A 13398-nucleotide genomic window follows, 5' to 3' on the forward strand; every position below is an offset into this window, starting at 1 on the left:
GCTGCTAGGACGCTGAAGCTAGACAATTCTCAAAGTCGAAAATTATATACTTTCTTATCTTTTAAAATGAAAGGCATTCCTATTTAACGGAATGCCTCTTTTAATGGAATAAATGGTCCGAACGTTTATCCACATACAAGGAACCATCCTGTTGCAGTTCCGCATAAAAAACTTCAGAAAGCTTGATGCCTGACACCATTAATTTCTGTTCAACCCAGCTTCGATTTATGTTAAACTGCTTCAGGTTTTCATCGATTATTTTACCATCAGCAATGAGCTGAACCGGGATTGGGGTTTGCTGCGGCTGCTTTGTAATCGGTATAACTTCTTGTTTCAGTGGTTGCTTTCCAGCTTTTAATAGAACGGATAATTCGCCATTTGTTTCAAAAATGGCATATTCGACTTCAGCGATAGAAAATACATCCTTGCCGCGTAGGAGCTTCAGCAATTCATCCATATCTAAGCGTAAATTTTGTAATTTCTGTTCTAATACTTTCCCTTGTTTAATAACAATGACGGGCTCGCCATCAATAAGCTGCCGTGCCTTTCGCGATTTTAAATCTAGGAAAGCAACCAGCAATGTTAACCCAGACCATGTCAAAAGGCTGACAATACCTGCAGACACTTTCAAACTTGGGTCGACAGTTAAGGACCCGGCAATCGTCCCGATTGAGATTCCGGTAATATAGTTAAAAAAAGTCAACTGGGAAATCTGTTTTCTCCCCATAATCCTTGTCAACAGAAAAAGGACGAAAAAAGCGCCGACTGCCCTGCAGAAAACTTCAATCAAATTCATCTGCATTCTTCCTCTCCTTATTCAATTAATCCAGTATCTTCAATTTGCATTTTAGTTTGGACCTTAAATTTAATCTCAGGGTAAATCCGTTTCCACTCCTCCCAATCATCATTATTGAAATGGCGTGAGCGATATCGCAGACCAAACCCAATTGGGTCAAGATTAGCTTTTTGGATTTTCACAAGCACATTTCTAATTTCCTTGTTTAATGTTTTTTCGGCGGCTTTCTCATAGGATGATAATTTTTCGTTTGGTACACGTCTTGTAGCCTCTTCCAATGTCCCCTCAAGCGAAACATTTACCTTTATATATGGAGTTTTTCCTTTAGGAGTATGGATTTTATATTTCGTCTTCACTTTATGTGTATCAATAACGACCACTATTTTTCCTTTGGTTATTTTATTTGCGCTTTTCTCCTCCCTCTTTCTTAAGAAACTAACTATTTTTGTCTCTTCCGGGTTAAGGGCCAACTTTTGATAGCTTTTATTAAAAAGTCCAACTTTATTAATTTCTAAAATATCCTTTTTCGCTTCAATGATTGGGAGCATCGGATCAATGCCACGTTCAATCAAGCGATACTTAAAGTCAAACAGGAACTCTGATATGACATATGGAGTCTCTGATCCATCTTTCCCTAATGAGAGAAACAAGGCATTTGATGGGATAAACTCTGATTTTGGCTTTACTTTTAATACCTCTAATGCGGTTGGTTTCCCAATAGCGACCCAGGCAATTGCTTGGATATCTCTCCTTCTTGTAAACCAATAATAGATTCCAGCATTACCTTTTTCTTTCACAACCTCCTCACCAACTACGATGACCTTTGCATGACTGAAATCTACCTCTTTATCTACTTTTGTTTTAATAATTCTTACGGCTTCAGAAATCGAATCAGCTTTTTCCGAAACAATTTCGAATTCAGTAGGACTATCCCTAGAAGCTTTTGGGATGGCAAATTTAAGGCTGACGAGATATTTCTTTGAACTGTTTTTCGCAAGGTCCACACCGATGCTGACAACAAAAAAACGTTTATCAATATCTTTAAAACCGCAGCCGTTTAACAATATAATAGAAGAGAGAATAATGACTACTAGTCTCCAATTGCTTAAGGATTTCATACCGACCGCCTCCTAGCCCAAATGAAAAAGATTGCGACTAGAACAATTTCAAAGCCTAGACGGACAATCATCCAATAAACGGTTACTTTATTTAACAGTAATGTATTTAAGAAAATCACCCCGGCAATCGAAGCACCGGAAAAAATAGAAAGGATCAGCAAATTCTGTTTTTTACTTACTTTTTCTTTAAAAGTTCCCTTAATTAATTCATAAGCAACGTGCCAATGGACTGAGACACTTATTAGCGTGATGCTCATGTAAAACATCAAAAATAAAAAGATGACTCGTTCAATCGGGCTATACACTAACCGAAGTGAATCTGCCGTTGAAATCCAGGGATAAAGATATTCATTGGCCCCATCTGAACCGTGAAAACCAATTGGAATAAAAAAGGTCGTAAATAAATTGAATACTCCAAATATAAAAATAGCAATAAAATTCAAAACCTTCAATTTCCCATTAATCACACGATTAAAAATTATCAAATTGGAGTAACCGGAAAAACAATAGGTAGCTGCAGCGATTGATTTTATACTTGGTCTTTCAAAAATATGGGTACCGACCTCTAGCATTGAATCCCAGCTAAGATAATCATTTGCAAATGCCTTAAAAATAATAAAGGCGATTAAGGGCGTATTAAAAAATAGGACAATTTCCATAAAATACACAACTCTTTGTGTAGGGAGCTGAATGATTAAAAAAATTGCGGCTAAATAGATAACGAGCAAGGCTAATTTTGGCATTTCTGGGTTAATAAACCTGACTAATATATCAATAAACCCAACTAGCGTGATCAGTCCAGCCGAAAACCAGATTAATTGGATACTGCCAAAGTGGATTATTTTTAACCAGCGATGCTTGGAATTAGCTGAAATTTCAGGGAGGCCCTGCTCAGGAAACCTGTTGATGGCAGTACTATAAAAATAATTTAACGCTATACCAATCGGAATGGCAATTAACACCCCCATAACGGCCCCATTGTACCGGTATTCAATTAAGATTTTGGGCACAAAGATGATGACATTGACAATCATATTTAATAAAACTAAATATAAAAAATAACGGTTCATCCCTTCCTCCCCTCCTATTTATTACTGTTCTCTCCTGGTTTACTTTGAACCAGCGTTAAAAACGGCTCCCCGAAACTATCAAGTTTCACCATATAGGCCAGGACCAAAAAGAAGCCTAAGACGACTCCAACCAGTCCGAATAGTGAAGAAATTAATAAAACGAAATACTTTAATACCCTAATAGTAAAACTGAACGCATTAATCGGAACGACAAAGTTTGAAATCGCCACAAATGAAACAATTACAATCATAATATTACTGACAAGCCCTGCTTCTGCTGCAGCCTGTCCTAAAATCAAACCACCCACTGTTGTTGCAGTCGGGCCAACGGCTTTTGGCAGCCGGATACTTGCCTCCGTTAACAGCTCCACCATGAAAAGCATTAACACTACTTCAATATAGGATGGATACGGTATTGCTGTTCGACTCCCAGCAATGGACAACGCTAATTGAATCCGAAATATCTCAGGATTATAGCTTGTTACTGCTACATATAAACCAGGAAGAATCAAGCTGACATTAAAGGCGGTATAGCGAAGAACTTTTAAAAATTTGGTGATCCAATAAGCCTGATAAATATCCTCCATCGAGGCCATCAAATCCTTCATGACAGTGGGCAAAATGACAGCAAACGAAGAACCGTGAATTAACAGGATCACTTTACCCATTGATAGATTCACCGCTACACGGTCAGGCCTTTCCGTTACTAGCATCAATGGAAATAGAGCCTTATTTGATTTCCTGAGCGAATCGAACAATTGCTCTCCTGATTGGAACATATCAATATCCACATTGGCTAAAAACTTTTTTATTCTTTTTAACGTATCAGGATCGGTAAACCTAGTATCATGAAGAATCATTACCCGGGTTTTAGAGAGATTTCCTACTGTACTTGATTCCACCATTAAAGCCGTACTAGGATAACGCTGACGAATTAATCCAAGATTAACAGGCAGGCTTTCACTAAAACCTGCTTGTGGACCTTGAATCGTTGTTTCGACAGTTGTATCCATAACAGCATTATTTCGGTCCATTTTACAATCAAACAAGAAAACAAAATCCTGATAAAAAAGAATCGCTACCCCCCGCAACAACTCTTCAAGTGCTTTTTGTTCATCTTCATATTCACTTACTTTGGGGTTCGATTGCAGAAAATTTAGAAATTCCTCTGGACCAGTTATTTCAAAAAAAGGCTTAAGAATGTTATCATGTAAGATTGCTTCATCGCAAATCGATTTAATATAAAGTGCTTCCATATATTTTTCTTTTGAATGGTTCTCCTTAAAAACCATATCTTCCGGTTGCTGCAGCATATTTAACAGATGATCTCGGATGGTTTGGACGTTGTTAGATGGCATTTTTTAACCTCTTTACGAGCTTCTTTTTTCATAAGTTCCCACAATGATTGGTATTTTATTCTAAAAAGAAAAATCCGCTATTTTTTAATGAGGAAAATAGCTTAATGCTAGTTATGGTTTAATTATTTTGATATTGTCTATTTATATAATGTAAATAATTGAAGATAGTAGGGTGTTATATGTTACGAACGGTCGCTGTCAGTAAAGAAAATAAATTAGTCAAAGACATTGAAATAACGCAATTAGTGTCGGGAGAGTTTAAATGGTATTGGATTGATTTTAACCAACCAACCGAAGATGAAGTTGAATTTCTCAGGCACCCACTTTCCTTCCATCATTTGGCGATTGAGGATTGTATCCATCATTTGCAGCGGCCAAAGCTTGATTATTATGAGGATCATACCTTTTTTGTGGTCCAGGCCTTAAATCAAAAAACAATTACAAGGGAAGAAGTTAACTTTTTTCTGAATGAAAAATACGTGGTTACTTTTCACCATGAGCTGTCTCCCGAGGTGGATGATGTTTGGAACCGTCTCAATTTATCAACAGAAGTGGATAAGTGGGACCCCTTCCATGTCTTTTACTATGTTCTTGATAAAATGGTCGATAATTATTTCCCGCTTGTTAATCAAATTGATGATACCTTAAATGAAATTGATGATAATTCGAAAGGAAGATCGATGGAAGCATTGTTAAAGGATTTGTTTGAGACGAGACACGACCTCCTCTCCTTAAGGCATACGATTACACCGATGCGTGACCTTTTGTACCGGATTATTAACTCGCAGCGACTGACAAGTATTCGCGGAAAAATCGCCTATTTCTCTGATATTTATGACCATTTGCTGAAATTAACGGAAATGATTGAGGCCAGTCGCGAACTAACCACCGACATCCGCGATAGCTATATTTCCATTAATTCAAATGAAACAAACCATGTAATGAAGGTATTAACCGTTATCACCACCATCTTCATGCCGCTCACTTTCATCGTCGGTGTTTATGGGATGAACTTCCGGAATATGCCGGAAACGAACTGGAAATACGGCTATTTTGGCGCACTATTCCTTATGTTTCTAATCGCGCTGGGAATGTATATTTGGTTTAATAAAAAGGGATGGTTTAAATAAGAAAAGCGCAAGGGCGCTGGAGCTGGACAATTTTCAAAGCCAAAATTTATTCTTTCTTATCTTTTAAAAAAGACTAGCGAAAAATTACGCTAGTCTTTCTTGGTTACTATTACCAATCTTCATGATCAACAGTCCCGCCAGTTAAATCAATCGTATTCCGCTCGCCTTGATAATAAGTTTTGCCATCCTTTTCAAAAATGAGATTTTCATACGTAAAAACTTTTTGCCCATTTGGAAGATGAATAACAACCTTTTCTCCTGGATGTTCTAAGGGTGCTTCAATTTTTATCGTGCTTTGGTAGTAATAGCGAACAACATAGAAACCGACTGCTAGGATCAGGCAAGCTGTTATCAAAAAAAATAGACCCTTCCAGGAAGATTGCTTCGGCTTGTGGTTATATAATTCTACTCTAGTCAACTTTTTTCTCCTCCCGCTTGTGTAAGTGGCTGTATTAACTCCTCTAAACCATTTTTCAAATAGTTAGAATAGTTCCATTTATGCCCGAATTTTTCTGTATTTAACCATTAAATATAAAATCCTGGCACAGGTTAACCTATGCAATAGCATTAAAAAAGTTGTCAATTAATCTTTTTCCAACATGACATTTCCAATTTTATGTATAATAGGTAAGTATTAAATTTCAGAAAGGGGTCATTAAGGTGGCTAATATCAATTTAGAAGAGACGTTAAAATTAATAACAGACTTAGTGTCCATTCCAAGCCCATCAGGAAATACGAATGAGGTCATTACCTTTGTTGAAAAATTCCTTGCCGAATTACGGTTAAAAACAAGCAGAAATCGTAAAGGCGGACTTATAGCGACAATCGAGGGGAAAGATTCAAGCAAACACAGAATGCTTACTGCGCACGTAGATACACTTGGGGCGATGGTAAAGGAAGTAAAATCGAATGGCAGATTAAAGATTGATTTGATTGGCGGCTTTAAGTACAACTCGATTGAAGGTGAATACTGCCAAATTGAAACGAGCAGCGGAAAGAAAATTACAGGCACCATTCTCATGCACCAAACATCTGTGCACGTCTATAAGGATGCAGGAAAAGCAGAGAGAAATCAGGATAACATGGAAGTAAGAATTGATGAAAAAGTACATACTGCAGAGGAAGTAAGGGCACTTGGCATTGAGGTCGGCGATTTTGTTTCATTTGACCCGCGGGTAGAAGTCACTCCAGGAGGCTATATAAAATCCCGCCATTTGGATGATAAGGCAAGTGTTGCCATTCTCCTTCAATTAATAAAGCAAATTCAAACAGAAAACATTCACTTGCCATATACAACCCATTTTCTGATTTCAAACAATGAAGAAATCGGCTACGGTGGCAACTCAAATATTACCCCAGAAACGGTAGAGTATTTAGCTGTTGATATGGGCGCAATGGGAGACGGGCAGTCAACGGACGAATATACCGTTTCCATTTGCGTCAAGGATGCTAGCGGTCCTTATCATTACCAATTGCGAAAAAATTTGGTTCGCCTCGCCCTTGAGAATAAAATCGATTATAAACTTGATATTTATCCGTTCTATGGTTCAGATGCTTCGGCAGCGATCCGCTCTGGACACGACATTGTTCACGGCTTAATCGGCCCTGGCATCGATTCGTCCCATGCTTTTGAACGTACCCATCAATCATCGATTGAAAATACAGCAAGGCTCTTGAATAAGTACGTTCAATCTGAATTAGTCCTTTAAATACCATGCTTTCCTTAACTTTTAATTAAATTTTAACTAAATTTTTATTGCATCCATTACAAAACCGCTTTATGATAGTTAAGTCTTGTTAAGGAATTGTTATTAATTTTACATTTTATCACAAATTTACTTTTGGGGGGTAAACCGCCATGTTTCATAAATTAAAGGTGTTCTTTACGAACCAAAAGCTTAATTGGTTAGGCCGCTTTGCCTATTACTTACTAATTTTGCTTCTGTTATTTTTTATGTATGGATTTAATGATGCGAGCGCCGGTTCATATATTTACAATGATTTTTAACGGGAGGAAGCCTTGAAAATGAAAATGTTAGACACCATTAGAGCCCTAGCGCTTTCACAACCAGCAGCATTGGCCTATATTTCTCCCAACACCGAAATCACTTATGATGAGCTTTGGACACAATCAGAGCGCATTGCTGCTTTCATTTCTAAACAAAACCTAAAAATGGGTTCTTCTGTTTTAGTTTACGGTCATATGGAAGCGCAAATGATTGCTTCCTTCCTGGGATGTGTAAAGGCAGGACATTCGTATATTCCTGTTGATACTTCCATCCCTATCGACAGGGTCAATAAAATAATTGACAGTGCCAAAACAGAGTTAATCATTAATGTTTCAGGAGAGCAGATGGTTATTGACAATTCTGCTGCATTCATTTTTAATTTCAATGAAATCATGTTGAAACAAGCTTATGAAGAGCCAAGCAATCCTTCAAACTGGGTTCGCGGCGATGAAAATTTTTATATCATTTATACGTCCGGAAGTACCGGAAATCCAAAAGGTGTACAAATTTCTGCCAATAATTTGGAGAGCTTTGTTGATTGGATGACTGCTGATTTTCCAATTAGTGGTTCTCTCCGCTTTTTAAATCAAGCACCCTACTCTTTTGATCTATCAGTCATGGATCTTTACCCTGCTCTTGCCAGCGGTGGAACCATTTTTGCGATTACGAAAGAAATGATTGCCAAACCAAAAATTTTATTTGAGGCCTTACTGAAATCAAAAACACAGGTTTGGACGTCAACACCATCATTTGTGCAGATGTGTTTAATGGACCCGTCGTTTACGCAGGAATTACTTCCCGCCCTACGCGTTTTTTTATTTTGCGGAGAAATCCTGCCAGCAGCGATTTGCAAGCAATTAATGGAGCGCTTCCCAAAGGCAAAAATATTCAATACGTATGGGCCGACGGAGGCGACCGTTGCGATTACTTCCATTGAGATTACAGCTGCCATGTTAGAGCTCTATCCGAATTTACCGATTGGAAAAACGAAACCAGATACTAGTATTTTACTACTCGGTGAAAATGGGTTGGAGGTCCAGCCTGGAGAGATAGGTGAACTGATTATCGTCGGCCCTAGTGTAAGCAAGAGCTATTTAGGGGAGCAAGAACTAACTGATAAAGCATTTTATAAAATTTCAGGAGTACAGGCATACAGAACGGGTGATGCCGGCTACTGTGATCAAGACGGGCTTCTGTTTTATAAAGGCCGGATTGATTTTCAGATTAAACTGCACGGCTACCGGATGGAATTGGAAGAAATTGAATATCATATAACTCATTCAAAATACGTGAAATCGGTTGTAGTCGTTCCGGTTTATCAAAAAGAAAAAATTGACTATTTATTGGCGGCGATTACACCTGCGGAGAATGACTTTGAAAAGGAATATCAATTAACAAGTGCGATTAAAAAGGAACTGAGTGAGGTCATTCCAGCTTATATGATTCCTAGAAAGTTCACCTATCGGGATGAACTTCCGATGACACCGAACGGTAAGATTGACCGAAAACAAATTAGGGAATTGGTACTATCATGACACCATATGGTTCTTTTACATTCTTTTTCATCGTTGCCATCCTACTTGCACCAACGATTATTCTTGGGTTGCAGGGAAAGAGATTTCAAACCTATAACATGTTCGTTACCATTTTGGCGCTCGGTTTAATTTTCTCTTCCACTCTTCGTGGGGCGATTGCATTAATACTATTTACCATTTGGCAGGTTCTTTTAATAAAGTCATACATTGCTTATCGAAAAAAAGCCAATGGGAACAGCATTTTTTATCTTGCTGTTATTCTTTCGATTCTTCCATTGGCCCTGTCAAAACTTATGCCTTATTTTTCACAAGTGAATTTGATTGGTTTCCTAGGAATTTCTTATTTAACCTTTAAAGGCATCCAATTAATTATGGAGACAAGGGATGGTCTTATTAAAAAGGACATACCGCTCTCCCGCTTACTTTATTTTATCTTGTTCTTTCCGACCATCTCATCGGGTCCGATTGACCGTTACCGCCGCTTTGAAAAAAACTTTCAAGCAGAGGTAACAGCAGACCAATATAAATTACTTTTATATCAAGGGATCAACAAAATTTTTCAAGGATTTTTATATAAATATATTATTGGTTACTCTATTAATCACTTTTTTATTGCTAAATTAAGATTTTATGCCCATAGCCAATTTGAACATCAGCTCTATTATATGTATTCTTACAGCCTCTATCTCTTTTTTGACTTTGCTGGTTATAGTGCTTTTGCGATTGGTGTTAGTTATATTATGGGCATCAAATCTCCAGAAAACTTCAATCTGCCTTTCATAAGCCGAAATATTAAAGACTTCTGGAATCGATGGCATATGAGCCTTTCCTTCTGGTTTAGGGACTTTGTCTATATGCGCTTTGTCTTTTGGATAATGAAGAAAAAGTGGATCAAAAACCGTAACCTTGTTTCAAATCTTGGCTATATATTGCTATTTTTACTCATGGGTATCTGGCATGGTCTTGAAATCCAATACATTCTTTACGGAATCTATCATGCTTTGCTTATGGTAATCTACAATTCTTTCGAACGTTTTAATAAAAAGCATAAATGGTGGCCGCAAAATAAATTTACACATGCTGTGGCGATTATCATTACCTTCCATTTCGTTTGCTTTGGATTTTATATTTTCTCAGGACAATTATTTCACAAGGGAGTTTGATTACGATGGAATTTATAAATGAAATCATTACATTATTAGCAGAAATTTGCCAGGATGATATTGTAAAGGAAAATCCAGATATTGATTTATTTGATGCGGGTTTATTGGATTCATTCGGAACGATTGAACTTCTCGTTCAAGTGGAAGAACGCTTTGGCATCATGGTTCCGATTTCTGAATTTGACCGCGACCTATGGAACACGCCAAATTCAATCGCCCTTCAGCTGGCTGATTGGAAATGAAAAAGCCGTTATTCTCACCGATCATCCTAGCCTTACTTGTTCTCCTGATCGTGGTGTTGATACCGAACAAATGGATTGAGGGCATGATTCCAAAGGAAAGAATCAATCAGGCAGCTACGGAGTTAAATCCATTCATGTTTCAAGGTAAGTATGTTCAGCAAAAAATGCTTGAAAATAAGCATTTTTTGCCTATTTATGGTTCATCGGAGCTGGCACGGCTCGATCGTTTCCATCCGTCCAATTATTTTAAAGTGACAGGGGAAGAATTTACTCCTTTCCTCATAGGCCGCGGTGGAACGGAATCGTTGATCCATTTATTGAATTTTTCCGAGCATACCAATCAACTTAAGGGTAAGAAAATGGTTTTCGTCCTGTCCCCGCAATGGTTCCAACCGCAAGGGACAGATGAGTCCCATTTTGTTCCTAATTATTCCTCCTTACAAGGATATGATTTTGCTTTTAACCAAAAGGTTAATCCAACTATTAAGAAAGAAGCGATAAAACGTCTGTTAAAATTTTCACCGGTCAAAGACGATCCGTTTCTTTCAACTATTTATCAAGCTGAGATAACGAATGATCCTTGGATGAAGCGTAAAGCTTCGCTAGTTCGGCCTTTTGCCTATGCCTATCGTAATTTACTTGTGAAAAAGGATCTTTATTATTCTTTAGTTGGCGGTAAGCCGCATAAGCGGGAAATTAGCCACAAGGTAAGAGATAAGTCGTGGGGTAAATTGGCAATTCAAGCTGAAAAAATGGGGTCTAGAAAATCCAAAAACAATCAATTTTGTATTACGAATGGCCAATTTAATAAAATTAAAAAAATGGTTCCTTCATTAAAGGATTCAAAAAAAGGGGCTTCCTATGGAAAATCCCCTGAATATGATGACTTTCAGCTGTTGCTTGATGTTTTAAAGGAATCTGGTGCACAGCCGTTGTTTATTTCCGTTCCAGTGAACGGGAAATGGTACGATTATACCGGCTTCCCTAAGGAAGGCCGAACAGCGTATTACGAACGAATAAAGAAACAAATTCAGTCACAAGGCTTTCAAATTGCCGATTTCTCTAATCATGAATATGATCCATATTTTATGAAGGACACCATCCATATTGGCTGGAAAGGCTGGGTATATACGGATAAAGCTATAAAGAATTTTTACGAAGGGAAGAAGGTTGAAGAAGATCTCGGCAGGTTAAACTAACCGCTTTTTCAATCTTAATTAAGAATGATTTAACTGCCTTTTTATAAAAATTTAATCTTTATTGGTTATAATACCTTTAAATTACTATAAAGGTGTGTGGTTAAAATTATTTATTCCTCCCAACCAACTAAAAAATCTAGTTTTTTATCTAAGTTTATTCCTAATCGCAAGGAAAGAAAAATCATTATTCTTTCTTTCCTTGTTTCGGCCATTTTAATTCTATCTGGAATACTTTTGATCATTGCTAATCACCAACAATTATTTACGCAAGACTTCCGTCACTATAAAGGGACATTTAAACAATTGGGTTCGATTTCAAGAATCGGTTATTTTGTTGTTATTTCAATTTATCCTATTTATTTCTTATTAAAGTTAAAAAAGGTTAAGAATTTTCAATGGGGAAACTTTCAGTTAAAAGGTCTTTTGCAGCTCTTAGCTAAGCTTGTGAGAAAATGGCATGTGCCAGCTGCCCTTCTTTCAACTGGACTCATTGTCCTCCACAGTATTTTAGCCATTTTAAGAGGATTTAAAGTGGACTTTACTTACTTAACGGGAATCGCATCAATGGTCGTTTTGATATTTCTTATGTTTTTGGGTTTAAAACGCTTTAAAAGAACTGATAAACAATGGCATTTCAAACTCGCCATCGCTTTTTTTATTTTATTTATGATTCATGCCACCTTTTCATAACGGATTATATTAGTACATTTTCAGAGAAAAAGGTATAATAGAGATTGAAAAAAAGCACTCATCACTAGGAGATGAAAAAATGTTTTCTAATATTGGTTTTCCGGGATTAATTTTAATCCTCATTGTCGCCTTAGTTATCTTTGGCCCAAACAAACTTCCTGAAGTTGGCCGCGCATTTGGTAAGTCACTCCGCGAATTTAAGAAAGCAACCGAGGGTATTGCTGACGATATTAAAGCAGAAATAAAAGAGGATATTAAAGAAGTAAACCAAGAGAAAATTGACTTAAAAAAATAATGATTGTTAAAATCCTCTGACATTTTTGTCAGAGGATTTTTTTCTTCCCTATCTTTTTGATTTTTCGGCGAAAGCTTGGAACTGATTCTTTAATTTTTTGCGGGACTTTGGATTACGAAGCAGGTACGCTGCTCCTAAGGCAACAGTAGTCATCATTAACTTTTTTCTGTCCATCGAAATCCTCCTTTTAACTTCCCTGCTTCCTAAATGCTTTGATTACTTTTTCATCATTTCTTTGATTCTTTGATTATGCTGTTTAAATTGCTCTAACAGTTGATTTAGAAGTGTTTCGGCCTGCTTTTTATCTTTTTTATCAACTGCGATCCTTAGGTCATGGAACGTTTTCCAATGCGCCATATCTTTACCGCCATGTGCCTTTTTAATAAATTCCTCTTTCGTTAACTTACCTTCTTTGAATTGTTTTTTCAGTTCCTCTATTTTGGCCTGTTTATCTTTTTTCCACTGCTCACGTTTTTGAGCGTATTCAGAACTCATCCATTGGTTACGAAGGGCCTTCTTTTCTTCCAGAGCTTTCGTCCATTCTCCTTTTTTAGCGGGAGTATATTGGTCCACCCATGAAAGCAGCAATTGCTCCCTTTCCGCCATCTTTGCCTGCCAATCTTTATGCATCATGTGATGATTTCTTTCTTCTTGACAATTACAAGGTGTTTTCCCCTCATGGTCTCTAGGCTCAGGATTATTTGTATTTGCTGCAGCTAACCCTGGGATCGATAATAGCAATCCCAACGACAAACATAACATTTTCAATTTCATAAATATCTCCTTCCATCC

Annotated in this window: 16 protein-coding genes; 9 read left to right on the plus strand and 7 right to left on the minus strand. The window is 37.3% G+C overall.

Going from position 1 to position 13398, the window contains the following annotated elements; genetic code table 11:
• Positions 1–100: 100 nt before the first annotated feature.
• From BSO02S_RS07620 to BSO02S_RS07635, 4 genes are read right to left on the minus strand one after another with little or no spacing between them, the layout of a single operon-like run.
• Positions 101–802: a DUF421 domain-containing protein gene (locus BSO02S_RS07620; protein WP_235846885.1), complete on the minus strand. Its 702-nt coding sequence runs from the start codon at positions 800–802 to the stop codon at positions 101–103.
• 11 nt (positions 803–813) lie between these two features.
• Positions 814–1914: a Ger(x)C family spore germination protein gene (locus tag BSO02S_RS07625; RefSeq protein WP_066064866.1), complete on the minus strand. Its 1101-nt coding sequence runs from the start codon at positions 1912–1914 to the stop codon at positions 814–816.
• The gene (locus BSO02S_RS07630; protein WP_066064869.1) at positions 1911–2984 is read right to left on the minus strand and encodes a GerAB/ArcD/ProY family transporter; all 1074 of its coding nucleotides are present in this window, start codon (positions 2982–2984) and stop codon (positions 1911–1913) included. The genes BSO02S_RS07625 and BSO02S_RS07630 overlap by 4 nt, the downstream gene beginning before the upstream one ends.
• Before the next feature lie 14 nt (positions 2985–2998).
• A complete protein-coding gene (locus tag BSO02S_RS07635; RefSeq protein WP_066064872.1) occupies positions 2999–4342 on the minus strand; it encodes a spore germination protein in 1344 nt (447 codons plus the stop codon).
• Between the two features lie 179 nt (positions 4343–4521).
• Here BSO02S_RS07635 and corA point away from each other — a divergent pair, with 179 nt between their 5' ends.
• Entirely contained in the window at positions 4522–5472 is a 951-nt protein-coding gene (gene corA, locus BSO02S_RS07640; RefSeq protein WP_066064876.1) for a magnesium/cobalt transporter CorA, read from the plus strand.
• A 109-nt stretch (positions 5473–5581) separates the two neighbouring features.
• Here corA and BSO02S_RS07645 read toward each other — a convergent pair whose 3' ends face one another.
• Complete coding sequence (locus BSO02S_RS07645) at positions 5582–5890, minus strand: hypothetical protein (protein ID WP_066064879.1); 309 nt, start codon at positions 5888–5890, stop codon at positions 5582–5584.
• A gap of 242 nt (positions 5891–6132) precedes the next feature.
• Here BSO02S_RS07645 and BSO02S_RS07650 point away from each other — a divergent pair, with 242 nt between their 5' ends.
• The 8 genes from BSO02S_RS07650 (at position 6133) to BSO02S_RS07685 (ending at position 12606) form a co-directional block, all read left to right on the plus strand.
• Positions 6133–7182 (plus strand): M42 family metallopeptidase, encoded by a 1050-nt coding sequence (locus BSO02S_RS07650; RefSeq protein ID WP_066064882.1) that lies wholly within the window; start codon positions 6133–6135, stop codon positions 7180–7182.
• Positions 7183–7331: 149 nt separating this feature from the next.
• Positions 7332–7481, plus strand: a complete 150-nt coding sequence (gene dltX, locus BSO02S_RS07655; RefSeq protein ID WP_066064885.1) for a teichoic acid D-Ala incorporation-associated protein DltX — start codon at positions 7332–7334, stop codon at positions 7479–7481.
• An 18-nt stretch (positions 7482–7499) separates the two neighbouring features.
• A complete protein-coding gene (dltA, locus tag BSO02S_RS07660; RefSeq protein WP_066064888.1) occupies positions 7500–9017 on the plus strand; it encodes a D-alanine--poly(phosphoribitol) ligase subunit DltA in 1518 nt (505 codons plus the stop codon).
• The gene (dltB, locus tag BSO02S_RS07665; RefSeq protein WP_066064891.1) at positions 9014–10180 is read left to right on the plus strand and encodes a D-alanyl-lipoteichoic acid biosynthesis protein DltB; all 1167 of its coding nucleotides are present in this window, start codon (positions 9014–9016) and stop codon (positions 10178–10180) included. Before dltA ends, dltB begins: the two co-directional genes overlap by 4 nt.
• Before the next feature lie 5 nt (positions 10181–10185).
• Positions 10186–10422: a D-alanine--poly(phosphoribitol) ligase subunit 2 gene (dltC, locus tag BSO02S_RS07670; RefSeq protein ID WP_066064894.1), complete on the plus strand. Its 237-nt coding sequence runs from the start codon at positions 10186–10188 to the stop codon at positions 10420–10422.
• Positions 10419–11621: a D-alanyl-lipoteichoic acid biosynthesis protein DltD gene (gene dltD / locus BSO02S_RS07675; RefSeq protein WP_066064897.1), complete on the plus strand. Its 1203-nt coding sequence runs from the start codon at positions 10419–10421 to the stop codon at positions 11619–11621. The genes dltC and dltD overlap by 4 nt, the downstream gene beginning before the upstream one ends.
• 96 nt (positions 11622–11717) lie before the next feature.
• Positions 11718–12311 (plus strand): hypothetical protein, encoded by a 594-nt coding sequence (locus BSO02S_RS07680; protein ID WP_066064900.1) that lies wholly within the window; start codon positions 11718–11720, stop codon positions 12309–12311.
• 79 nt (positions 12312–12390) lie between these two features.
• Positions 12391–12606 (plus strand): twin-arginine translocase TatA/TatE family subunit, encoded by a 216-nt coding sequence (locus BSO02S_RS07685; protein ID WP_066064905.1) that lies wholly within the window; start codon positions 12391–12393, stop codon positions 12604–12606.
• Positions 12607–12654: 48 nt separating this feature from the next.
• On the opposite strand, the gene BSO02S_RS28255 is transcribed toward BSO02S_RS07685, so the two are convergent.
• Positions 12655–12780, minus strand: a complete 126-nt coding sequence (locus BSO02S_RS28255) for a hypothetical protein (RefSeq protein ID WP_268875990.1) — start codon at positions 12778–12780, stop codon at positions 12655–12657.
• A gap of 42 nt (positions 12781–12822) precedes the next feature.
• A complete protein-coding gene (locus BSO02S_RS07690; protein ID WP_066064907.1) occupies positions 12823–13380 on the minus strand; it encodes a hypothetical protein in 558 nt (185 codons plus the stop codon).
• Positions 13381–13398 lie beyond the last annotated feature (18 nt).

This window comes from Neobacillus soli NBRC 102451 (genome assembly GCF_001591665.1).
GTDB lineage: Bacteria > Bacillota > Bacilli > Bacillales > Cytobacillaceae > Neobacillus > Neobacillus soli.